This window comes from Yoonia sp. MH D7, assembly GCF_054439475.1.
The window spans coordinates 1,189,299-1,212,607 of the sequence record NZ_JBTJCF010000001.1 but is presented as its reverse complement, the minus strand read 5'-3'; the positions used below and the strand labels follow the sequence as shown (position 1 = coordinate 1,212,607).

Sequence of the window (23,309 nt, the reverse complement as noted above, 5' to 3'; positions counted from 1 at the left end):
GTATGGGTAAGACTGAAAAAGGACATCCCATGCATATCAAATCTGACTTGGCCGCAAGTGTTGGCAACACCCCATTGATCAAACTGCGTGCTGCATCCGAGGCGACGGGGTGCACGATTTTGGGCAAGGCTGAATTCATGAACCCCGGCCAGTCGGTCAAGGACCGTGCGGCGCTATTCATGATCAATGATGCGGTTGCGAAAGGCGAATTAAGGCCTGGTGGCACGATTGTTGAGGGCACGGCAGGCAATACCGGCATCGGGCTTGCGTTGGTCGGAGCGTCGATGGGGTTCAAAACTGTGATTGTGATCCCTGAGACCCAATCGCAAGAAAAGAAAGATATGCTCCGGCTTGCGGGGGCCGAGTTGATCGAAGTGCCAGCGGCGCCGTATCGCAACCCGAACAATTTCATCCACTACTCGCAGCGTTTGGCCGAGGCATTGGCGCGCGACAGCAATGAGGGTGTTTTGTGGGGCAACCAGTTTGATAATATCGCGAACCGTCAGGCGCATGTCGAGGGCACAGGTCCCGAGATCTGGGCGCAAACCGACGGCCATGTTGACGGCTTTATTTGTGCTGTTGGGTCTGGCGGCACGTTGGCTGGCGTTGGCATGGCGTTGCAGCCAAAGGGCGTGAAAATTGGTCTGGCTGATCCCGACGGTGCGGGGCTACATAGTTTTTATACCACGGGCGAGATCGCGACGTCGGGTGAATCGATTGCCGAAGGCATCGGACAGGTGCGGATCACCAAGAACCTTGAAGGGTTCACGCCTGATTTCAGCTATAACATTCCGGACGCCGAGGCACTGCCGGTTGTTTTTGATCTGCTGGCGAATGAGGGGCTGTGTCTGGGTGGGTCAAGCGGCGTGAATATTGCGGGTGCTATCCGCATGGCGCGTGAAATGGGGCCGGGGCATACGATTGTGACCATTCTTTGCGACTATGGCACGCGCTATCAATCCAAGCTGTTTAACCCTAAGTTTTTGCGTGAAAAGGGTCTGCCTGTGCCTGCATGGCTGGAGGCAACCCCGTCTGATATGCCTGTGATGTTTGTAAACCAATGATCCTGCGTTTTCTGTGCCTTATCAGCGCGTTGATGCTGATGTCGGGGTCGCTAGTGGCGCAGACGCCCGAGATTGACGATGCTAACAGTGCAAAAGATGCATATGTGCTGCCGACGATTAGCGATCCGGTTCTGCTTGAGGGGATCGATTATGACGCTTGGCCCGGGTTTGCCAATAATGCGTCCGCAATCCTTGAGAAAGGTACTGCGTCGCTGTTTGCGTTGACCCGTGTGCGCGCAGAAATTGTGATCTGGCGCGACCGGTTTTTTGCAGCTCTTGATACCAATGCGCTGCGCCTGTCGACGGTGAACAATCAGATTGCAGCGATTGCGCCGCCCGAGGGCAGCGAGCTGACCGATCCGGTTCTGATTGCGCGCATGGAGGCCTTGGACGCCGAACTGGCGCGGTTAAGCCTGCCGAAAATTCTGGCCAATGAGGCCTATGTGCAGGCGGCAGGGTTGGTGTCGGAGGCAGATATCCAGATCCGTCAGCGCGAAGCGGCGCGGCTTGCGACCCGCAGCCAGTCGCCGGTGAATTTTTCGTTATGGCCTGATGTGATTGTTGCGGTGGCGGGGTCGTTGACGTTGACGACCAGTGAAATCGGGTCTTTGTCAAAATCGCTGGCTGCGAACGGGCGTTATTGGTCGCGCTTGGCGGTTGTGCTGGTCAGTATCGTCGTCGTGTTGTTCTTTCTGATCCGTATTCGCGTTTGGATTGCGTCGCTTAAGTCTCGATATTTTTGCACCACCGAGCGGACTGCTTTTGTAATCCGGTTTGTGCTGTCTTTGGCGACGGTTGTTCTGCCTGTGCTTGGGGTCGCGGTCTTATCTGCTATTTTGTCGGTCTCGGGGTTTACCGGCGTGGCTGCAGGGCAGTTTCTAGAGGCACTGCCTGCTGCAACCGGATTGGTTTTCTTTGCCAAATGGCTATCGGATTGGTATTTTCCGACAAAAGAGCATGATGACGGGATTTTAGGCTATGATCCTGACACCCGTGCGCGCGGGCGTTATTTGGTGATCTGGTTAAGCGGCGTGCTGGCGTTTCAGCTGTTGTTTTTGGTTTTGTTCGAGGTCAAATCGACCTCTGATCTGGTCACGCAGGTTGCAGGTTTTCCGTTCCAGATCGTCTCTGGCGTATTGTTATGGGGGTTGGGGGCGATGATTTCGCATCCGCCACGTCCCGACACGGTGGCAATTTTCAAAAAGGGGCATCTTCGTGTGTTGCTGGGGCGTTTGGCGCAGATCATTGCGGTGCTTGGTCCTTTGGCTTCTGCGTTTGGCTATGCGGCCGCGGCGCAATCAATTACTAACCCTGCGATTTTGTCGCTTGCGTTGTTTGCTTTTGTCGTTGTTTTGCAGCAGTTGAGCTATGCGCTGACCACTAACAGTCCAGCGCCCGCGCAGAAAATGGAGGGCGAGATCGTCTCGGTGGACGTCGTTGAGGATGTATCCCCGTATGGCCTTTTGCCGATTGCGATCAACACGGGGTTGTTTTTATTAAGTCTGCCGTTGCTGGCGCTTTTGTGGGGGGCCTCGACGGAAAATCTGGTCGATAACTGGACGCGGTTCCGTGTCGGGTTTAGCGTCGGGGGGATTACGATTTCACCGTCGACCTTCTTTACGTTTGGCGTGGTCCTTGTGCTTGGGATTGTGCTGACAGGGGTGATCAAGAGCAGTTTGAAGACCTCGGTTTTGCCGCGCACGGGTCTTGATCTGGGCGGACGGAATGCGATTGTTGCGGGGGTTGGGTATCTGGGGCTGACGCTGTCGGCGCTGGCGGCATTTACCTTTGCGGGTATTGATTTGTCGTCGCTGGCAATTGTGGCGGGTGCGCTGTCGCTGGGTATTGGTTTTGGTTTGCAGAATATCGTGCAGAACTTTGTCGCGGGGATTATTTTGCTGATCGAGCGCCCGGTGAGTGAAGGCGATATGATCGAGGTGGGTGGCCAGATGGGCTATGTGCGCGATATTTCGGTGCGCTCTACGCGGATCGAAACCTTTGACCGTACCGATGTGATTGTGCCCAATGCCGATCTGATCAGCAATCAGGTGATTAACTGGACGCGCGGCAATTCGGTGGGACGGTCGATTATTCCGGTTGGCGTGGCTTACGGGTCTGATGTTGATCGTGTGGTCGAAATCTTGCAAGAGGCCGCAGAGGCAAATCCGATGGTCCTACTAGATCCGCCGCCGACAGTTTTGTTGGTTGCCTTTGGCGCAAGTAGTCTCGACTTTGAAATCCGTGCCATTTTGCGCGATGTTAACTTTTTGATGGTTGTGAAATCCGAAGTTTTGAAAGAAATCGCCGCGCGCTTTAAGCTTGAAGGTATTGAAATCCCTTTCCCGCAAAGCGATGTCTGGCTGCGCAACGCACAGCCTTTGACCGCGCCAAAGGAGGAAGAATGACCCGTCTCTTATTCCGCGAAGATGCGTATTTGCGCGAGGCAACGGGGGTCGTCACCGCGCTGACCGACGAAGGTGGGATCGTGCTGGATCAGACGATATTTTACCCGACCTCGGGTGGTCAGCCTGGCGATAGTGGTGCGATTAAGTGGAGCGGTGGGGCGATGGAGATTGCCACGGCAGTGAAGGGTAACGGGGATGATGTGATCCTTGTGCCTGCCGAACCTGCGCCACTGCCTTACGTCGGCCAGCGGGTGACACAAAAGATTGTGTGGGACCGTAGGCACCGCCATATGCGGGTCCACACGGCGTTGCATTTGCTGTCGGTTGTGATCCCGCTGCCGGTGTCGGGCGGATCTATTGCGATGGACAAGGGGCGTCTTGATTTTGATATGCCTGACGCCCCCGACGACAAAGAGGCGTTAGAGCAGATGATTAACAAGATGATCGACTGCCAGTTTGCTGTGAGTGAAGAGTGGATAACGCAAGAGGCGTTGGATGCACATCCAGAGCTGGTGAAAACGATGTCGGTGCAGCCACCACGTGGGCAGGGCATGATCCGGTTGGTACGCATCGGGGCGGGCGATAATACTGCCGATTTGCAGCCCTGTGGTAGTACTCATGTCCGGAATACCAATGAGATCGGACGTGTGCGGATTGGTAAGATTGAGAAAAAGGGTAAGCAGAACCGCCGTGTTTATTTGCATTTGGCAGGCAGCTGATGTTTCGCGTTACCGCGATTGCGGCGTCACTGGTCTGTGCGCTGTTGTTTTTGCTGTTGCTGTTTTTGCCCGCCACATATGTACAGAATTACGGTGTGCACGCTGACGCCGGTGCGCTTTATGGTCCGCCGTGCTGCGCCGATGTTTGCAGGGCTCGCCGTTCTTTTATGGCTGGTGCGGGGGGCAAAACGCACGCCCGAGCGCAGTGCTATCAGCTGGGCGATGGTCGTGATTTTTGCGGGGATCGGCGTGATGGGCATATTTGAATTTTGGCAAGGCACTGCGGATGCTCGTATTTTGGCTGCGGCGGCTGCTGAGTTCGGCATTGCGCTGCTGTTTGGCCGCACGTTAAAACCTGCGAGTTAGGGTTGGCGGGGCTGGCGTTGCTGGTCGAGCATTTGTTCGCTTTCGGCCAAGCCCTCGCGCGATAACAAGATTGCAAAGGGGCGCAATGCAGGGACGTGGCTGCACACGACCATCAGCATCACCATGATCGGCACTGACAGGAACATGCCCGGAATACCCCAGACAGCCCCCCAGAAGGCGAGTGACAGGATGATCCCAAAGGCCGACAAGCGCAGTGCGCGGCCCATCATCAGCGGGTCGATGATGTTGCCGTTCAGAAATTGGATTGTACCGGCGCAAAGGAAAATAATCCCTGTTGTTGATGCGTCGCCCAATTGGACATGTGCGACCAGCGCAATCAGCGCTGTGGCCACAATAGAGCCGACGTTGGGGATGAAGTTCAGCACAAATGTAATCACGCCGAGCGCCGTCGCCAGATCTAGTCCGAACAGCTTGGCCAGCACAAAAACCATGGCCCCTGTGATTGCGGAAATTAGAGTTTTCACCAGCAGGTAATAGTTTACCCGGTGGATAATCGACGAGATGATACGGCCAACGCGCTCGGCCTGCACTGGATCTCCGATGAAGTTATTCAGTTTTGTGCCAAACCAGATCCGTTCTCCGAAGAGAAACCCGACAAAGAGGATCACCAGCACGGTGCCTTGGGTCAGGTTGCCTGCCTGACCCGCCATAGTGCGAAGCGAGCTGGAAAAATTGATCGATTGCACAGAATTCAGGATCGCGAGTTCGGTTTTTGGTCCCATAAAGCCGAAGAGTGACGCGATAGCGGAGGGTGCGCGTTCTGCGTAGGACAGCGTTGTCACCAGCACCGTATTCACCTGTGCCAGCAAAATTGAAGTTAGCGCCAGAAGTGTAGTGGCGATCAGAACCATCGCAGCAAGGCTGGCTACAACATTCGGGATACGAAACGGCCCGATCCGTAAACGTGCGATGAAATTGATCACATCAGAGGTCAGCGAAAACAGGATGATCGCACTGGCTAATGAAATCAGCATGAACCGTGCTTGCACGAGCAAGAAGAGCACTACGGCAAAGGCAATGATGATCAATGCGCCGGTTTGCACGCGTTGCAGGTCAGAGGCGGAAGCCGTCTTGAGGGCAGGGTGGTCGCGTTTGTTCATGCAGCGGCTCTTTGGGTTGGGTCTGCGCAACTATGGGCCGAACGCACACAAGTGACAACGGGATGCGAAAACATAAATTCAGGTATTGCCATTCCCATGTCACCCGCCTAAACCCCGCTCAACGGATAGGTGGCCGAGTGGTCGAAGGCGCACGCCTGGAAAGTGTGTAGGCGGGAGACCGTCTCCAGGGTTCGAATCCCTGTCTGTCCGCCATAAGACCTGATTAAATTTCAGGATTTTCTTTTATAAAGCATATAGTTAGCAGGGATGAGCAAACTTGATTGCGTCAAATTGCTACACAATTTGCTACACATCCCCACTCTTACTAATGCGGCGCGCTGACATCTGTAGCAGCAGGAGGTTCGCCAGCGCGCCTGACGCGGGGTGTCTATGTCCCGCGTGTCTCTGGGATCAGAGCGATTGGCGCAACTCTGATAGAGCCGTCTCGGCTTGCATAAGGTCGTGCACAGCCATCAGTGTCTCGTGTAAATCCAGCAGGATAAAAAACGCCCGCGCGCAGTCCCGCGCTTGTTGCGTTTGGCGTGCTTCGTTCCAGCAGGCGGGGGCAGACACATTACATTCGTCATAATCGACGTGTGAGAGCACTGTCGTGCCGCCTTCGATATGGCGCGATAGAACGTCGATCTGCACATCGAGTTCGTCCACCATCTCTTGGGTAAAGATTTTACGGGTCTCAATCGCATCGACAAGCCGCTGAAACCCGACGCGTTCCATTGGCTTGATGTTGTGCAAGATATCCCGCTGGATTGCGGTAAGGCAGTCGCGCGATCTGGCAAAGGCTGATGCTGCGAGGGCGTCGATGTTGTCGTAGGTGATCGGAAGAAGTTGGGTCATGAGAGACCTTGGTCTTGTCCCGGTTTAGTTCCGGTCTCTTTCGAGCAATGTTTGCTATGAAGGAGACAAGAAATGGCAACGAGATACACAGACGAGTTTCGACGTGATGCGGTACGCATCGCCACGACCAGCGGCTTAACACGCCCTCAGGTTTCATCTGATTTGGGTGTTGGGCTTTCGACCCTGAACAAATGGGTTCAGAAACACCAGCATGATGATTTGATGTCGGGTCCTCATGAAGATGTGGAGCGGGAGAACGAACGCCTTCGCAAGGAAGTCCGCGTGCTGCGAGAGGAGAGGGAAGTGTTAAAAAAAGCGGCGATCTTCTTTGCAGGCCAAAGTCGGTGAGGTTTGCCTTCATTGACGCCTGGAGAGAAGAATGGCCGGTTGAGTTTCTGTGCTGGGTTATGCAGGTCACATCACGTGGGTATCGTGCGTGGCGGGTCCGCCCAATGTGTCAGCGACAGCGTGATGATATGGTGATCTTAGCTCATATTCGTGCCCAACACCGTCTCAGCCTGCAAAGCTACGGCCGCCCCCGGATGACTGAAGAGTTACAGGAACTGGGGCTGGCGGTAGGCCACCGGCGTGTGGGGCGCTTGATGCGAGACAACAGCATAAAGATTGTCAAAACTCGTAAATTCAAGGCTACAACCGACAGCAATCACACCTTTAACATCGCCCCCAATCTGTTGGATCAGGATTTTTCTGCTGATGCTCCAAACCAGAAATGGGCAGGCGACATTTCATATATCTGGACCAGTGAAGGCTGGCTGTATCTGGCGGTCATTCTCGACCTATACTCCCGACGCGTCATCGGTTGGGCGGTCAGCAATCGTATGAAGAGGGACCTGGCAATCCGGGCATTGGATATGGCTGTCGCGCTGCGACAGCCGCCTAAGGGCTGCATTCATCATACGGATCGCGGGTCGCAATATTGTTCAGGCGACTATCAGAAGCGCCTGAACAAACGTGGCTTCGAAGTATCGATGAGCGGAAAAGGCAATTGTTACGACAATTCCATGGTTGAAACGTTCTTCAAATCCCTCAAGGCTGAGCTGATCTGGCGCAACCGTTGGGAAACCAGACGTCAAGCCGAAGGGGCGATATTTCAGTATATCAATGGGTTCTACAATCCACGACGCCGGCACTCGTCGTTAGGAGGTAAAAGCCCCTTGGCCTTCGAACGAAAGGCTGCCTAAATGAACTGAGAGACCGGAACGTAAACGCGACAAGACCAAAATGTTCTGGCACCTTCAGCATGACGCTCTGAGCAAGTTCTTGCTTTCGCGCTAAATCCATTGCGTCGCCATATACGGGGCGACCGCGGATGACCTTTACGCTGTGACCCATCATTTCACCGCTGACGTCCATGCGCTTTGTCGCGTTCAATATTCGGCTTTCCCACGTGTGGCGCACACCTCTAATTGTATGCTGAGGGGACGGCAGCAGGCCATTGCTGCGAAGGTATTTGTTCATCTTTCCTGAGTAGTTGCTCTTGCGCTCTGTAGCGCGGAAACCCTTCCGGATGGCGTTTGGCTGCCGCGAGGGCGACGCCGACAAGAGGCACCAACCGTGCGGATGAACTGTTCTTGATCTCTCTGCGGTCCTCGCCCTCTTCAAATGCGAGCCGCAGGTGGGGGGGGGTGATCCAGCACAATAGCGTTTGCTGGAAGGTCGTGGATCTCAGACTGCCTGCACCCCGTTTCGATTGAGATTAGCAGGATGTTCCGCGCTTCCGCATTTGTGGCGTCGAATGCGCCTGGTGCAAACCATTTATCGGCAATCCAATCTACCGGGATTTCCAATTTTCGGGTTTCAACCTTGTGCCGATCCTTGAGGTTCACACGACGGTATGGCTCTGGCGGATTGGGTTGCGCTATGCCCTCGTAATAGCGACGAAGCATTCCGGCCATGTTTGCGAAGTCCTTGTTGCCGCGTTCCATCGACAGGCCTTCGGCGGTGATCTTCCTTTGCCACCAAGCCTTGTGCTTCAGCGCCGCAGCGTGGTCGATCTCTGACACGAACACATCCATGCCGCCCAGAGCCGTCATCAGGTTGGCAACGGCACGTTTGCGCGGGTTGCGCCACAGGCGCAGCTGGTTTTCGCTTTTGTATCGATTGTCGTGCGCCGCAAGGCTTTCAACTTCATCGACAAGCCCTGAGAGCATCAGCGCCGGTTCATCGATCGCCCCAAGGAGGGCTTTTGCCGTCTCAGTAGCGGGATCGGCGCTGGCAGTTTCTACGCGGCTCAAGATCTCATCCAGCGGTGCATCAAGGAGATCGGAGAGCGGGCGGTAGGCGAAGCCTCTCGCTTGCGCGATCTTCTGCGCTGCGCGGTAAGGGCTGGCCTCGTCTGGTCGCTCTTTTATGATAGCTTTTTCATCGAGCTCGGCTAGCAACCTGGCCTCCACATCGGGCAACAACTCACGGGCACGCCGCTCACTGTCGGTCTCAAGAGAACGGTGGATTTCTTTGCGTCCAGCGACTGCAAGAAACCGTTTGGGCACTCGCATTCGTAGGTGTCAAATGTCTCCCGTTTGATCAGTCCAGCCATCTGTGCCACCCGTTCTATGATCGCCGCCGCCTGTCGCAGATTAGCGCGTTGCTACACTTTCCTGATGGGCATTGAGATGTATAAATGACCTAAGTAGCTTGAAGGTATAGTATTATTTTAATGCACAAGTTGAACGGCGGTTGCCGTATTCCATGGTCGTCTTGGAGAGCCTCGACAGGGATTGTTCTGAAGGAAATTCGGTAACATCAAAGTGTTTTTGTTCAAAAAGTTCGGCGGTTCATCCATTTTCACCGAGTTGAAATGGTAACCTCGCCGCTTAGCCTCGGGGGAGTGACCTTTGGGCCCGATGGGAATAATCACGCTTCAATGAGAAGCGTGGTAATATGGCTGAAGATAATTCAGCTACCGACAATATTAGGGAGTGATAGGGTGTCACTCACTTGCAGCCGTGGTGAGATCATCATCGCGGCGCGGGATCATCGTTGCTGCAAGCAGTTGAGCCATGCATTTATACGTAAAAAAACGCCCCCGTAGGACGTTTTATTTATCGTTGCTAGGGCGGAGCTCAGCCGTTCCAGGTGCGTATTGGACCGCAGTCCATATGCACGAAGTTGGAACCGCGGTAGCGACCGACGCCGCCAGCGCGGCAGGCTTGTGCGGCTTGCGAAATTTGTGCGGTGCTGCGGCTATCGAGGCGCAGATCGGCGGCCTGACCAACCATGTGAAGCGATGTTTTCGCAACGCCGCTTGATTGGCTACGCAGCATCGCGTTTGTTTGCGGTGAGCGGTAACCGGACAGCAGCATATAAGGTTCGTTCACATCCATCAGGTTATGTGCGGCAGCCATAATATCAATGGTGCGGGTGTCGATGTTGATTGCTTCGCCGGTACGCCAGTCGCGCATGAAGATGTTCACTTCGCGGATTGCTTCACCGATATACTGGCCTTCGATCCAGTAGATCGTGTCCATGCGTTCGCCGGTGCGGCCATTATACATTTTCAGGCGACGGACATCGCCACCACCACGCAGGAACCCTGCAGCACTCGAATAAGTTGGTGCGGCGGAGATCGCAGTCGCTGCAAATGCGCCAAGGATACCGCGGCGGGTCATGCCCACTGTTTTGTTTTGTTTCATATTTCTTGCGCCTGTCCCGTCGCTCAACATTATTCCGCTTTTCAACGGTGTTTTCATCTATGTCCCCAGATGCACCGCCCTTATTGCACGAGTCGATTCTTGGACCAAGTCAATTTTGCCCGCAGGCACGAAACTACCCCCAAATAGGCGAGTTTTTGCGCAAATTGCCGCGGGCTTTTTGTCCCGTTGCTTTTTTGTTCGTGCGTATGGGCAACATTATTTTGCCGTAACGTCAGATGTAGTGTTTGTGAATGGACAGTGATGGGGTGGTTTATCCATATACGAGGCAATGCGTGGACTGTGTGTTTGTGCCATGAAGTATTACTCTGTTGGGGGGGCTATATGTCTGTTTTAGTTAAGTCACATGTGTTGCGCGCCGTGTTGGTTGCGAGCATGTTGTTTTCTGTTTGGGTCCCGTCGGCGCAGGCACAGGTGACCGCGTTCCGTCAAGCGGTGGCTGAGGCTGCTGCGCGTGATGAGGATTTGTCTGCGTTTTACCGCGCCCGCGATTTTCAGGGTATCTGGAGTGATCAGGGGGACAGTGGGCGTCGCAATGCCTTGCTTGCTGCGTTTGCGGATGCGGGGAATCACGGATTGCCTGCGATCCGGTATGATCCGGATGCGATCATGGCGCAGTTGCGTGCTGCGACGACACCTGCCGAGCAGGGCCGTATGGAAGTCGAGCTAAGCCGCTTGTTCATGCAATACGCCCGCGATGTGCAGACCGGCATTTTGACCCCGTCATCTGTTAGCAATGCAATCAAACGTGAAGTGCCGCTGCGCGCGCGTCTTGACACGATTAAAGCATTTTCGCAGGCAAACCCTGCGGGGTTCTTGCGGTCGCTTCCGCCGAGTTCGCCAGAGTACACCCGTTTGATGCGTGAGAAATTGCGTCTGGAGGCGTTACTGGATGCGGGTGGTTGGGGGCCATCGGTTAGTGGCGGCGCGCTTGCGCCCGGTGCGACAGGGGCACGTGTTATTGAGTTGCGTAACCGTTTGATCGCAATGGGATTTATGGATCTTTCGGCCACTCAGACCTATGATGCGTCAATTCAAGCAGCGGTGCAGCGGTTTCAGCAGGCACATGGGATAGTCGTAGATGGGACCGTGGGCGCTGGCACGTTGCGTGAAATCAACGTGCCTATGGCGTCTCGCTTGCAGTCGGTTGTTGTCTCGATGGAGCGTGAGCGCTGGATCAACCGTCCGCGTGGCGAGCGTCATATTTGGGTCAACCTTGCGGATTTCTCTGCGGCGATTGTGGATAATGACCGGGTCACATTTACGACTCGTTCGGTTGTTGGTGCGGTGCAAGCCGACCGCGAAACACCTGAGTTTTCCGATGAAATGGCGTTCATGGTTATCAACCCGAGCTGGTATGTGCCGCGCTCTATTGTGACCAAGGAATACTTGCCGTTGATGCAAAACAATCGCAATGCGGTGAGCCAGCTTGATGTGATCGATAGCAAAGGGCGCGCCGTGAGCCGATCTGCGATCGACTTTAGCAGCTACACTGCGCGCACATTCCCGTACTCGATGCGTCAAGGCCCGTCGGCCGCGAATGCGCTTGGCTTGGTCAAGTTCATGTTTCCGAACGTCTACAATATCTATTTGCATGACACCCCGTCCAAGTCGTTGTTTGGCCGCGAAGTGCGCGCCCTTAGCCATGGGTGTATTCGTTTGAATGATCCGTTTGATTTTGCTTATGCGCTTTTGGCCAAGCAGACATCGGATCCGGTAGAGTACTTTCAGTCGCGTCTGCGCACGGGGTCCGAGGTTCGCGTTAACCTCGATGTGCCTGTGCCTGTGCATATCGTCTACCGCACGGCCTTTACTGATGTGACTGGCCGCTTGCAGTTCCGCCGCGACATTTACGGGCGCGACGCTGACATCTGGAATGCATTGGCACGCGAAGGGGTAGAAGTCCGCGCGGTTCAGGGCTAAGTCTTGCCTTGAGGAATTCAGGGGTCCAAGACGTATGACACTATCAGTGAAAGACATCGCAACGGCGTTGGGGGCAAAAGCCTTTGGCGCCGTTGATCTTTTGGTGACGGGGTTGTCGGAGCCGCAGTCGGCGGGAGTGGATGATTTGGCACTGGCGATGTCACCTGCTTACGGTCCTGCTTTGGCGCAGGGGCAGGCCCGCGCGGCCGTGGTTTGGGCGGGGGCGGATTGGCGCGCGCTGGGGTTGCAGGCCGCAATTGAGGCGCCGCGCGCCCGTTTGGCGATGGCTGGTTTGACGCAGATGTTGGACGGTGTTCCAAGGGGGACGGGGATCAGTGCCCATGCGCTGGTCGATCCCACGGCGCAGATTGGCGCGGGGGTGTCGATTGGTCATTTCAGCGTGATTGGTGCGGGGGCTGTGATTGGTGATGGCTGCCAGATCGCGGATCATGTGAGCATTGCGGCAGGGGTGAAGATCGGTGCAGACACGCGGTTATGTGCCGGTGTGCGCGTTCAGTGTAGGGTACGCCTTGGCGCACGTGTCGTGATCCAGCCTAATGTTGTGATTGGTGGGGACGGATTTTCGTTTGTGACTGCTGCACCCTCCCATGTTGAAATCGGCCGTAAGACGCTGGGAAAAGTGCCGTTTGAGCCGCCTGTCGATGCGACCCAACATCGTATTCATTCGTTGGGCGGTGTCGAGATTGGCGACGATGTCGAGATTGGCGCCAATAGCACGGTGGATGCGGGGACTATTCGTGCGACGCGCATTGGATGTGGCACCAAGATCGATAATCTGGTGCAGGTCGGGCATAATGTCGTGGTAGGCGCTGATTGTCTGCTCTGTGCGCAAACGGCGGTGGCGGGCTCTGCGGTGATTGGTGATCGCTGTGTGCTGGGCGGCAAATCGGGCATCGGGGATAATCTGCGCATCGGCGCTGATTGTGTGATTGGCGGTGCTGCGATTGTGTTGGCGGATGTGCCTGCGGGCAGTTTCATGATGGGCTATCCTGCGCAGCCGATGCTGACATACCGCGCGCGTGAGCGCAGCCTGCGCCAAGCGGTTTTACGACATAAGACTGTTTCAAAACCTACGCAGAATGATTAGACACCTCACAGTCACCAATGGAACGCACAGATGAGTACGCAAGACAAAGTTATCGCCATTCTCGCCGAACAGGCCATTTTGCAGCCCAGCGATGTGGCGCTTGAAAATTCGTTAGAGGATTTGGGCATTGATAGCATGGCTTTGGTTGAAAGTATTTTTGCGATTGAAGAGACTTTTGATATTTCTGTACCGTTTAATGCCAATAATCCAAGTGACAGCGCGTTTGATATCTCAACCGTTGCCTCGATTATTGCGGCAATTGACAAGTTAAAAGCGGAGCAAGCGTGAAGTGAACCGCCGCGTTGTCATCACAGGGGCAGGGACGATCAATCCGCTTGGCGCGGATGTTGCGAGCACCTTTGAGGCGATGCGTGAGGGCCGTTGTGGCATTGACCGCCTCGATATTCGAGACGTCGATCGTTTGGCGATCCAGATTGGGGCGCAGGTCAAAGGCTACGCTGAGGCGGACTATTTTAACCGTCAGCAAATCGCGCTTTATGACCGGTTTACCCAGTTCACCTTGCTGGCTGCGCGCCAGGCGGTCGGCCAATCGGGGCTGACGTTTTCAGGCGAATTGGCGGATATGTCGGGGGTTATCCTTGGTACCTCTGGTGGTGGGTTGAACACCCAAGACGAGAATTACCGCGCGGTTTATGAAGAGGGCAAGAACCGTGTGCACCCCTTTATTGTGCCCAAATTGATGAACAGTGCCGCCGTGAGCCAAGTATCGATGGAGTGCAACTTGCTTGGTCCATCGTTTACCGTGTCGTCCGCCTGCGCGTCGAGCAATCACGCGATGGGGCAGGCGTTTAACATGGTGCGTTGCGGCATGGCGACGGTCATGGTCACGGGCGGCGCGGAGAGCATGTTGTGCTTTGGCGGGATCAAGGCGTGGGAGGGGCTGCGCGTGATGTCCAAGGATGCTTGTCGTCCGTTTTCAGCCACGCGCAATGGCATGGTCCAGGGCGAAGGGGCAGCGGTTTTTGTGTTTGAAGAGTATGAGCATGCCAAAGCACGCGGCGCGGAAATATTGTGTGAAGTGGCAGGGTTTGCGATGTCGTCTGATGCCGCAGATATTGTGATGCCGTCCAAGCAAGGGGCTGCGCGCGCGATTGCAGGGGCGTTGAAAAACGCGAAATTAGATCGCTCAGATGTGGGTTATATCAACGCGCATGGCACAGGCACTGCGGCCAATGACAAGACCGAATGTGCCGCTGTGGCCGATGTGTTTGGCGCGCATGCCGATAAGCTGATGATTTCCAGCACCAAGTCGATGCACGGTCATTTGATTGGCGGTACCGGCGCTGTGGAACTTCTTGCCTGCATCATGGCGCTGCGCGACGGGGTGATTGCGCCGACCATCGGCTATGAAGAGCCTGACCCTGAATGTGCGCTGGACGTGGTGCCGAATGTGGCGCGAGATGCCTGCGTGGACGCCGTTTTGTCGAATGCGTTTGCCTTTGGCGGGCTGAACGCGGTTATTGCGCTGCGCAAAATCTGAACATAAAAAAACCGCCTGCAACGTGAGTTGCAGACGGTTTGATCTGGTATTGCGGAAGGTTTAGTTTCCTGATCCGTCGAAGCCTGCGGTGAAACCGGAAAGCGAAATGTCCAAGACCACCTCTTGGTCTGGAGCCGCAGCTGGTACCATGCGCATTGTTGCTTTGCTTCCGCGCTTGAACTGGTTGATTTCTTCGGTTGTGAAGCCGATACGCGCAACACAGCCTGCGCGATTGCAGAACGTAAACTCGTAGCTGCGTGATGCTGAACCATCAACAGTGATTTGCAACTGCTCGGTCAACAGCGTCTCGAGCGGCACAACAATTGTTGCACCGGCTGCAGCGCGGCCACCAGCGGGCAGGGGGAACATGCTGATTTCGGCAACTGAATTACCTTCAGCGTCGTTCAAGAGTTGATACAACTGGCAAGGATCGTCCTGACCTTCCTCGGCGTTCAAGCAACGCAAAGCCCAGTCGCCGAATTCTTCGCGAATGTAAGGCGTGCCAACTGCGTTGGCGTCAGGCGCATTTGCCGTCGCAACTTCTGTGCCCATGTCGAAATCTTCGTCAGCATCAGCGGCGGGCGTTGCGGCATCAGTTGCAGCGTCTTGAGCCACAGCATCAGCGGCAGGCGTTTCTGTTGCAGCCTCTTGAGCCGCAGGTGCCGTCGTTTCATCGGTTGCAGGTGTCTCTTGCGCAAATGCGCTCGACGACGTTGCAATTAATGCGGCAAGAAAGATTGGTTTGACTGAGTTCAACATAACGTCGTTCCTAAATGATTGTTGATGCGATCTAACATGAGGGCCGCGCCGTGTCAGGCCCAAATAAGCGGAAATCGGCGGGGTTTTGCCAACAGGATTAGCGCCCCAAAGCCGCCCCTTAAATTCAAAGCGCATAGAAAAAGGGACCCGAAGGTCCCTTGATCGTTGTCTCCCCGTCGGACTTAGCCGACTAATTGATCAAACTTTATGCTGTGCGCACAAGTCCGTCAATTAAAAAAACTGAAGTTATGGCATGGCCCGAGGCAGATAGAAAAGTGCCGCGCCCGAAGGCACGGCAAGTTTAACACGAAGGATACGGTCACCACACCGGGGACATGTTGGCGCAGGACCGTGCGATTACACTGGCATGAACATGTTAAAAATGTATTTTGATGCAAACATTTTTAGCAAATAAAAGGGCCTGAACTTATGGCAGATGATATCTTTATCGGCGGCGGCGGCGATGCATACGGACAAGCGCAGCTGCTTTTGCTGGATAAAGCGAACCGTCACGGGCTGATTGCGGGGGCCACGGGCACCGGTAAAACCGTGACTTTGCAGATCATGGCCGAAGGGTTCTCGCGCGCAGGCGTGCCGGTATTTTTGTCTGATGTGAAAGGTGATTTGTCGGGGCTCGCGGTGGCAGGGTCCGAGGCATTCAAGCTTCACGGGCCTTTTACGAGCCGTGCAGCGACCATCGGCCTTGACCTGCAATATGAAAGTTTTCCTGTCACGTTCTGGGATCTGTTCGGCCAGCAAGGTCACCCGATCCGTGCCACGGTGGCAGAGATGGGGCCGCTATTGCTGTCGCGCTTGATGGATCTGACTGTGGTGCAGGAGGGGGTGTTAAACGTTGCGTTCCGCATCGCCGACGAGCAAGGCCTGCCGCTGCTGGACCTCAAGGATTTGCAATCATTGTTGATCTGGGTTGGCCAAAATGCCGGTGATCTGTCGTTGAAATACGGTAATGTCGCGGCCTCGTCCGTCGGTGCGATCCAACGGCAGTTGTTGGTGTTGGAGAATCAAGGCGGCACTGCGCTGTTTGGCGAGCCTGCATTGGAATTGTCGGATCTGATGCGCGTGCGCGCCGATGGCAAGGGCGAGATCAACATCCTTGCCGCCGATCAGTTGATGGGTAGCCCACGGCTTTATGCGACGTTTTTGCTGTGGCTGCTGTCGGAATTGTTCGAGGAACTGCCAGAGGTCGGCAATCCTGAGAAGCCTAAACTGGTGTTCTTTTTCGACGAAGCGCATTTGCTGTTTGATGGCGCGCCGAAAGCGCTGGTGGATAAGGTCGAGCAGGTCGCTCGTCTGATACGGTCGAAAGGCGTGGGGGTTTATTTTGTGACTCAGAACCCCGGCGACGTGCCTGATGATGTGTTGGGCCAGCTCGGTAACCGCGTACAACACGCGTTGCGTGCCTTTACTGCGCGTGACCGCAAGGAGCTGAAAAACGCAGCAGAGACCTACCGAGATAACCCTGCGTTCGATACTGCTGATGCCATTGTGCAGGTCGGTACAGGCGAGGCGGTCACCTCGTTTCTTGACGCGAAAGGTATCCCGCAAGTCGTTCAGCGTACGCTGATCCGCCCGCCGGCCTCGCAACTGGGACCGATCGACAAACCGACCCGCGCGGCAGTCATGGCCGCATCGGATATGGCGGGAAAATACGACGTGGCAATCGATCGGGTCAGCGCACATGAAATACTGCTAAAACGCGCGGATGCCGCAGCGAAAGAGGCCGAGCAGTCGGAGGCCGCAGCACAAGACGCCGGTGAAAAAGACCGCGAACACAGCCGCGCGCGCCGCTATGATGGAGGCAAGACCACGCAGCGGTCGTCACGGTCAAGCAAAGACGACGGGTTTGGCGGCGCTTTGGTCAATGTCGTGATGAAAGAGCTGAAAGGCACCACAGGTCGCCGCATTGTACGCGGCATCTTGGGCGGTTTGTTTAAGGGGCGGTAATTAAAGTGGCCGGATTTTAAGTATTGCGATCCGGTTTTCGTCCTTTTCGATCACTTCAAAACGGAACCCGTGGAAGCTGAACACTTGACCTTCCACGGGGATCATCTGCGCTTCATGGATCACCAGACCGGCCACTGTATTGGCCTCGTCATCGGGTAAGGCCCAGTCGTAAGCGCGGTTCAGGTCGCGCAGGGTCATGCCACCCTCGACCAAATAGGCACCGTCGGATGTGGCCTCGACTTGGGCGGCCTCATCTTCGTCAAATTCATCGGCAATTTCGCCCACGATTTCCTCTAGGATGTCTTCTAGCGTGATCAGACCTTGCAGCCCGCCATATTCATCCACGACCAGCGCAAAATGCGACTTGCGGCGCAGAAATTCGCGCATCTGGTCGCCCATCGTTGTGGTCTCTGGAATGAAATATGCGTCCATCGCAACCGACATAATGTCAAAATTACCAATGTCGCGGCGGTTGAATCTATCGGCAATCAATAATTTGTGCAGTGCGCGCAACAGGTCTTTTGAATGGATGACACCAACGATATTCTCGGGGTCATCACGGTAAAGCGGCAGGCGGGTATGTGGGCTTTCTAAAATCTGGCTGAGGATGTCCTGCACCGGCAGGGTCACATCGACCACTTCGATACCGGAGCGATGCAACATAACCTCTTCAACCATCCGCTCGTTCAGATCAAGCGCACCCAAGATACGGTCACGGTCTTCTTTTTCAACGATGCCCTCGGAATGGCCCAGTTGCAATGCACCCGCGATTTCCTCGTGGACCGCCAATATCTGGCTATCGGGATCGGTACGCACACCAAACAAAAACAACACGCCGCGCACAAAAAACCGCACGGCAGAGACGATGGGTGAAAAGATCAGCACGATGACAGCGATAGGTGCGGCCACCAGGGCGGCCACTTTTTCAGGGTTCGTGATCGCATAGGTTTTAGGCAGTACTTCTGCAAAGATCAGCACAAGGAGCGTCATAATCAACGTGGCAAAGGCCACGCCGTTCTGGCCGAATATCTTGGTCAGCAGGGCGGTGGCAAGCGAGGTCGCCAGAATATTCACCACGTTATTGCCCAATAGGACCGACCCGATCAGCCGTTCGCTATCGTCGGTCACTTCCAACGCGCGTTCTGCACCGCGGGAGCCTTTGTCTGCTGCGGTACGCAACTTGCCGCGTGATGCAGCCGTGAGTGCGGTTTCAGAGCCGGAGAAGAATCCGGAGAGAACCAGCAGCACCAGAATGGCACCCGCAGTCAGCCAGAATGCGGTATCGAAGAGGGACGTGTCCATCGTTCACTTTCATCTAAATTATTCGCGAGTGTTATGGGGCTTTGTGAGGCGCCGTTCAAGACGTCTTTGGCGTTTTGCGCGACAGCGGGTGGTGGTCCATGACCAGTTCGGTCAACCGCTCGTCCAGCACATGGGTGTAAATCTCGGTTGTTGCGACATCGGCGTGGCCCAGCATTGTCTGGATCGAGCGCAGATCAGCGCCGCCTGCGAGCAGATGCGAGGCAAAGGCGTGGCGAATCGTGTGTGGTGTCACTTTTTCAGGCGAGACACCGCCAGCGACGGCGAATTCCTTGATCAGGCCGAAAAACCTGTGCCGCGTCAGGTGACCCAACTTTCCGCGCGACGGAAACAGGAACTTCGAAGGGGGGACGCCTTTCTGGCGGGCGTCTTCCTCGGTTTTGTCACGCGCGACCAGCCACGCAGCCATAGCAATCTTGGCGGGAGGTGACAGGGGCACGAGACGTTCTTTGCCGCCTTTGCCTCGCACCAGAAGCATCGCAGGATTGCCGCGTGCCGCGCTGACCGGCAGGCTAACCAATTCCGTGACGCGCATGCCTGTGGCGTATAGCAGTTCCATCAGTGCGGTATTCCGCAGACCTTCGCGGCTATCGCGGGCGGCGGTTAAAAGCCGTTCAATCTCGGGCACATCAAGGGTTTTTGGCAGGGCTTTGGATCGTCCCGGCCCCTTGATTGTGATCGCGGGGTTTTGTGTGCGCCAGCCTTCTTCAAAGGCGAAGCGGAAAATTTGTTTGATCGCGGAGAGCCTGCGTGCGCGGGTCGATTTCGCCAATCCCTGCGCGTCGCAGTGGATCAAATAGCTTTCCACATGATCTTGTGTGACACCCGCAAAGTGCAGATCCTTGGACGTCAGCCAGCCGGAAAAGTCGGTTAAATCGCGCGCATAGGCCAGTTGTGTGTTGGTTGCGGCGTCTAGTTCTGCGGCCTGCGCCTCAAGAAATGCTTGAATCCAGTGGGCCATCGGCTGGTCGGCGGCGCTCACGAGGCGCGCTCTAGGATCAAGGCTTGCAGGGCGGTTTTGCGGGCGACATCTTCCAGTCCAATAGAGCGCCAGAACGCCAGCACATCGGTCAAGGCGGTCAGGTTCCCTGACAGGCCCGCATCCGCCGTAGCGATCGAGTGCAGCAACGCGGCCCCCAATTCACCGTTCAAAACCATCGCCTCGAACTCTGCGCTGGGTTCGATCCCGTCAAATGCCGTCTGGATCGCCTTTTCCTGATCGCTTTGCGCACCTTCAGGCACACCTTGGGCCAAAAGCACGCGGAAGTCTTGGGTATCATTGGCCTGTGCGACTGCCTCGAAATTTGGTGACAGCAGACCCACATCCAGTGCAATCTCTGCGGCCTGTCCCGTCAAGGCCAGCCCGGTCAGAGACGGAGCAAAGTAGCGAGAAAATGTAACTTCCAAACGGGCCGTCTGCATCTCGTCCCATGCCATTTTCAGGGCCGCAGAGGCAGCGTCAGCGTCGTCTGATTTCAACGCGATATCGAGAGCTTGCACTGCGCGCGCACGGTCCCAAATCCCACCCGAGGCTGCGGGCTTGCGGGCCATATAAAATCCGAAAAGCACGTTCTCGGATATAGCCCCGATACGGGCCAATCGCTCTGCCGCCTCTAACTGGCTTTTCCAGCCAGTTGTGGAGCGCAGGTCAGCGTGGGCAAAGGCGTTGGGCAGGCGGGTTGTGGTCATCGCCTCGCCAATTGCTTCACGCATCCGGAACACCAGCGGGCTAAGACGGGTCGGCGCGGGCAGGGGCGGTTCGTCCTCGAACAGATCGGGATCAAGAAAGCGTGACATCAGCGCCTCTTCTTCGGGCGTGATATCCCCTAAAACGCGGTGGGTATTCAAGATCAGTGCGGCGGCAGACCAATCGCCGTTGCGGGCGGTGCAGAAGATGCGGGCGGGGTACGTCGGCGCGACCCGTGGGGTGTCGCGCATGACGCTACAGGCTTCGTCTTCCGTGCCTGTCAGCAAGGCCACGTCAAACCAGCGGCGAAACAGATCAGGTTGTAGATTGTCACCCTGCACCAACAGGGCCAACGCCGGGTCAAGCGCGCCGATATCCAACAGCTTGTCCACACGCGCAAGATAGAGCAGTCCATCAGCGCGTTCGCCAAGCGGCGGCGCGGCCTCTGCCAGAAGCAGGGTCATTAACAATTCCTGCACGGCGGGCAGGGCGTCGATGTGTGCTGCTTGCAATAATGGAACGAGATCCTGGCTGTTGCTGGACGCCCACAAAGATTTGGGCAGCCCCGTGACCTCTGACGAGAGCAACCCGATTGGCGCAGGCGCCGGCGCGTCGAGTTCTGTAACCGTCACCTGCGGCACATCTGCGGAACTGGCGATCGGCGGCTCGTCTGGTTTTGGTTTGGCTGGAGGGGCAATGGTTGCATGGGCCTCGACGCTCTGAGACAGCCAGTCTATTGCAGACAGCGGGCTAGCCTGTTGCGCCAGCGCAATATGCGGCGCCAAAATCATTGGCACCAAGAACCAAGCCTTGTGCATTTAATTCAGATCCAGCGTGACAGGTAGCGACACAGGGGCCACAGGGGCCGCGAAATCGGATGGGAAAAAGATGGGTCCGGCATAGGCGTAGATCACCAATGCCAAGGCACCCAAAATAATCAGCACCAGTAAGAGTTTGATAAGTCGCCATAACATGGATGGTATTGCCTCATATTTGCCCGATAAGCGGTCTAGTCGCCGCGTTCTGCGTTGTTTATATATGGCCTTTCACGCAATATCACTCCATTCACATAAACAAATTTAAATTAGGCGGCACTATGCCTATCAAACACTGGAAGATAAGGCGATTTTTCTCATGACCCAAGCTGAGGTGAAACCGATTTTACACCGTACGGTTGTGCTCGTGGGTATGATGGGGTCGGGTAAAACGGCAGTCGGGCGCGCCTTGGCGACCGAATTGGAGGTACCGTTTCTGGATAGTGACGTGGCGATTGAGGAAGCGGCGACGCAATCGATTCCCGAAATATTTGAGCGCGACGGCGAGGCGTTTTTTCGTAAGCGCGAGGCAGAGGTGATTGACCGGCTGCTGTCGGGGCCCCCCGTCATCCTATCAACAGGCGGCGGCGCATTTTTATCGGACCGCACCCGCGCACTCATCGCGAAAAAGGCAGTATCGCTTTGGCTGAATGTCGATCTGAAAATTCTTTGGGAACGGGTGCGCAACAAGAACACCCGCCCTTTGCTGATGACACATGACCCGTTAGGAACATTGACCCGATTGCTGGCAGAACGCACGCCGATCTACGCCAAGGCAAAACTAGAGGTCGTGATCAAACCAAATGCGAGTATTGAAAGCACGACCGCAGATGTGCTTGATGCGCTTGCCGCCGACCCTCAAATTCTGGAGCGCACCCCATGAGTATTACCACTGCCGCCACCGTGCATGTCAATCTGCCCGGACGTGAATATGACATCCATATCGGGCCGGGTTTGCTGATCGAAGCGGGTAATCTTATCGCGCCGTTTGGCGGGCGCAGACATGTGGCCATCATCACCGACGAGACAGTGGCGGGTCTACATCTAAGCGCGCTTCAGGCGGGCTTGGCGGCGGCAGGCATCACGTCACAAGCGCTGGCCTTGCCTGCTGGCGAGGCCACAAAATGCTGGGCGGAGGTCGAGCGGACCTGTGATTTTCTGCTGGATCAGAAAGTAGAGCGCGGTGATATTGTTATCGCTTTTGGTGGCGGGGTGATTGGAGATTTGGCTGGGTTCGCGGCTTCTGTGTTGCGACGTGGCGTGCGGTTTGTACAGATCCCGACCTCGCTATTGGCGCAGGTTGACAGCTCTGTTGGCGGCAAAACGGGGATCAATACGCGTCACGGCAAGAACTTGATCGGCGCGTTTCACCAGCCGACGTTAGTGCTGGCGGATACTGCGCTGCTGGGCACGCTTGCGCCGCGCGATTTTCTGGCGGGCTACGGCGAGGTCGTGAAATACGGGCTGCTGGGTGATCTGAAGTTCTTTGAATGGCTCGAAAAGATGGCCCCTGCGATGGCAGTGGGCGATATGGATGCACGCGTGCAAGCAGTGACAAAGTCGGTGCAGATGAAGGCGGACATTGTCGCGCGTGACGAAACCGAACAGGGAGATCGTGCGCTGCTTAACCTTGGGCATACGTTCTGTCATGCGCTAGAGGCCGCGACGGGCTATTCGGACCGATTGCTGCACGGCGAAGGTGTGGCGATTGGGTGTGCGATGGCGTTCGAGTTGTCGGCCCGTTTAGGGCTGTGCAGTCAGGAATCGCCGTCCCGCGTGCGCGCGCATTTGCGTGATATGGGCACCAAGGTTGATCTGCGTGATATCGAGGGTGATTTGCCTGATGCGGAAGCTTTGCTGAACCTGATGGGGCAAGATAAAAAGGTCGTCGCAGGCCAATTGCGGTTCATTCTGGCCCGCGAGATCGGTGATGCGTTTATCACATCCGATGTGCCGCGTGATGTGGTGTTGTCGGTTTTGAAAGACGCATTAGCCGAGAGGTAGGATGGATGAGATCCATCCCACCTGAT

Annotated in this window: 21 protein-coding genes and 1 tRNA gene; 13 read left to right on the top strand and 9 right to left on the bottom strand. The window is 55.8% G+C overall.

Going from position 1 to position 23,309, the window contains the following annotated elements:
- Window positions 1–29 precede the first annotated feature (29 nt).
- The 4 genes from ACXLHR_RS05955 to ACXLHR_RS05940 all read left to right on the top strand — a co-directional run bounded on the left by ACXLHR_RS05955 (window position 30) and on the right by ACXLHR_RS05940 (window position 4,554).
- Window positions 30–1,064: a cysteine synthase A gene (locus ACXLHR_RS05955; protein WP_458790599.1), complete on the top strand. Its 1,035-nt coding sequence runs from the start codon at window positions 30–32 to the stop codon at window positions 1,062–1,064.
- Window positions 1,061–3,469 carry a DUF3772 domain-containing protein gene (locus ACXLHR_RS05950; RefSeq protein ID WP_458790598.1) on the top strand — a complete coding sequence of 803 codons (2,409 nt, stop codon included), beginning with the start codon at window positions 1,061–1,063 and terminating at the stop codon, window positions 3,467–3,469. Before ACXLHR_RS05955 ends, ACXLHR_RS05950 begins: the two co-directional genes overlap by 4 nt.
- Entirely contained in the window at window positions 3,466–4,188 is a 723-nt protein-coding gene (locus ACXLHR_RS05945; RefSeq protein ID WP_458790597.1) for an alanyl-tRNA editing protein, read from the top strand. The genes ACXLHR_RS05950 and ACXLHR_RS05945 overlap by 4 nt, the downstream gene beginning before the upstream one ends.
- Before the next feature lie 78 nt (window positions 4,189–4,266).
- Window positions 4,267–4,554, top strand: coding sequence for a hypothetical protein (locus ACXLHR_RS05940; RefSeq protein ID WP_458790596.1), 288 nt, complete (start codon window positions 4,267–4,269; stop codon window positions 4,552–4,554).
- Here ACXLHR_RS05940 and ACXLHR_RS05935 read toward each other — a convergent pair.
- The gene (locus ACXLHR_RS05935) at window positions 4,551–5,675 is read right to left on the bottom strand and encodes an AI-2E family transporter (protein ID WP_458790595.1); all 1,125 of its coding nucleotides are present in this window, start codon (window positions 5,673–5,675) and stop codon (window positions 4,551–4,553) included. The genes ACXLHR_RS05940 and ACXLHR_RS05935 overlap by 4 nt on opposite strands.
- 123 nt (window positions 5,676–5,798) lie before the next feature.
- Here ACXLHR_RS05935 and ACXLHR_RS05930 point away from each other — a divergent pair.
- Window positions 5,799–5,888, top strand: a tRNA-Ser gene (locus tag ACXLHR_RS05930).
- Window positions 5,889–6,086: 198 nt separating this feature from the next.
- Here the strand turns inward: ACXLHR_RS05930 and ACXLHR_RS05925 are convergent.
- Complete coding sequence (locus tag ACXLHR_RS05925; protein ID WP_458790594.1) at window positions 6,087–6,530, bottom strand: hypothetical protein; 444 nt, start codon at window positions 6,528–6,530, stop codon at window positions 6,087–6,089.
- A 72-nt stretch (window positions 6,531–6,602) separates the two neighbouring features.
- On the opposite strand from ACXLHR_RS05925, the gene ACXLHR_RS05920 reads away from it, so the two are divergent.
- A protein-coding gene (locus ACXLHR_RS05920; RefSeq protein WP_458789670.1) for an IS3 family transposase occupies window positions 6,603–7,732 on the top strand; the annotation gives its coding sequence in 2 pieces (ribosomal slippage) (window positions 6,603–6,849 and window positions 6,849–7,732; 1,131 coding nt in all).
- A 417-nt stretch (window positions 7,733–8,149) separates the two neighbouring features.
- On the opposite strand, the gene ACXLHR_RS05915 is transcribed toward ACXLHR_RS05920, so the two are convergent.
- Window positions 8,150–9,046 carry a hypothetical protein gene (locus tag ACXLHR_RS05915; protein ID WP_458790593.1) on the bottom strand — a complete coding sequence of 299 codons (897 nt, stop codon included), beginning with the start codon at window positions 9,044–9,046 and terminating at the stop codon, window positions 8,150–8,152.
- A gap of 567 nt (window positions 9,047–9,613) precedes the next feature.
- A complete protein-coding gene (locus ACXLHR_RS05910) occupies window positions 9,614–10,183 on the bottom strand; it encodes a YcbK family protein (protein ID WP_458790592.1) in 570 nt (189 codons plus the stop codon).
- Between the two features lie 342 nt (window positions 10,184–10,525).
- Between ACXLHR_RS05910 and ACXLHR_RS05905 the strand changes: the two genes are divergently transcribed.
- From ACXLHR_RS05905 to ACXLHR_RS05890, 4 genes are read left to right on the top strand one after another with little or no spacing between them, the layout of a single operon-like run.
- A complete protein-coding gene (locus ACXLHR_RS05905; protein ID WP_458790591.1) occupies window positions 10,526–12,124 on the top strand; it encodes a L,D-transpeptidase family protein in 1,599 nt (532 codons plus the stop codon).
- 34 nt (window positions 12,125–12,158) lie between these two features.
- Complete coding sequence (locus ACXLHR_RS05900; protein WP_458790590.1) at window positions 12,159–13,232, top strand: UDP-3-O-(3-hydroxymyristoyl)glucosamine N-acyltransferase; 1,074 nt, start codon at window positions 12,159–12,161, stop codon at window positions 13,230–13,232.
- Window positions 13,233–13,262: 30 nt separating this feature from the next.
- Window positions 13,263–13,520 (top strand): acyl carrier protein, encoded by a 258-nt coding sequence (locus tag ACXLHR_RS05895; RefSeq protein WP_458790589.1) that lies wholly within the window; start codon window positions 13,263–13,265, stop codon window positions 13,518–13,520.
- 1 nt (window position 13,521) lies between these two features.
- Window positions 13,522–14,733 (top strand): beta-ketoacyl-[acyl-carrier-protein] synthase family protein, encoded by a 1,212-nt coding sequence (locus ACXLHR_RS05890; RefSeq protein WP_458790588.1) that lies wholly within the window; start codon window positions 13,522–13,524, stop codon window positions 14,731–14,733.
- 60 nt (window positions 14,734–14,793) lie between these two features.
- Here ACXLHR_RS05890 and ACXLHR_RS05885 read toward each other — a convergent pair whose 3' ends face one another.
- The gene (locus ACXLHR_RS05885) at window positions 14,794–15,492 is read right to left on the bottom strand and encodes an invasion associated locus B family protein (protein WP_458790587.1); all 699 of its coding nucleotides are present in this window, start codon (window positions 15,490–15,492) and stop codon (window positions 14,794–14,796) included.
- A gap of 429 nt (window positions 15,493–15,921) precedes the next feature.
- On the opposite strand from ACXLHR_RS05885, the gene ACXLHR_RS05880 reads away from it, so the two are divergent.
- The gene (locus tag ACXLHR_RS05880) at window positions 15,922–17,457 is read left to right on the top strand and encodes a helicase HerA-like domain-containing protein (protein ID WP_458790586.1); all 1,536 of its coding nucleotides are present in this window, start codon (window positions 15,922–15,924) and stop codon (window positions 17,455–17,457) included.
- Here the strand turns inward: ACXLHR_RS05880 and ACXLHR_RS05875 are convergent, their stop codons facing one another.
- The 4 genes from ACXLHR_RS05875 to ACXLHR_RS05860 are packed head-to-tail and all read right to left on the bottom strand — an operon-like array spanning window position 17,458 to window position 21,438.
- Window positions 17,458–18,759 carry an HlyC/CorC family transporter gene (locus ACXLHR_RS05875; protein WP_458790585.1) on the bottom strand — a complete coding sequence of 434 codons (1,302 nt, stop codon included), beginning with the start codon at window positions 18,757–18,759 and terminating at the stop codon, window positions 17,458–17,460.
- 55 nt (window positions 18,760–18,814) lie between these two features.
- Entirely contained in the window at window positions 18,815–19,738 is a 924-nt protein-coding gene (locus tag ACXLHR_RS05870) for a site-specific tyrosine recombinase XerD (RefSeq protein WP_458792482.1), read from the bottom strand.
- A 17-nt stretch (window positions 19,739–19,755) separates the two neighbouring features.
- Window positions 19,756–21,255, bottom strand: a complete 1,500-nt coding sequence (locus ACXLHR_RS05865; protein ID WP_458792481.1) for a hypothetical protein — start codon at window positions 21,253–21,255, stop codon at window positions 19,756–19,758.
- 27 nt (window positions 21,256–21,282) lie between these two features.
- Window positions 21,283–21,438, bottom strand: a complete 156-nt coding sequence (locus ACXLHR_RS05860; RefSeq protein ID WP_458790584.1) for a hypothetical protein — start codon at window positions 21,436–21,438, stop codon at window positions 21,283–21,285.
- Between the two features lie 160 nt (window positions 21,439–21,598).
- Between ACXLHR_RS05860 and ACXLHR_RS05855 the strand changes: the two genes are divergently transcribed.
- Together ACXLHR_RS05855 and aroB are read left to right on the top strand one after the other, a co-directional pair.
- Complete coding sequence (locus tag ACXLHR_RS05855; protein ID WP_458790583.1) at window positions 21,599–22,162, top strand: shikimate kinase; 564 nt, start codon at window positions 21,599–21,601, stop codon at window positions 22,160–22,162.
- Entirely contained in the window at window positions 22,159–23,283 is a 1,125-nt protein-coding gene (aroB, locus tag ACXLHR_RS05850; RefSeq protein WP_458790582.1) for a 3-dehydroquinate synthase, read from the top strand. The genes ACXLHR_RS05855 and aroB overlap by 4 nt, the downstream gene beginning before the upstream one ends.
- Window positions 23,284–23,309 lie beyond the last annotated feature (26 nt).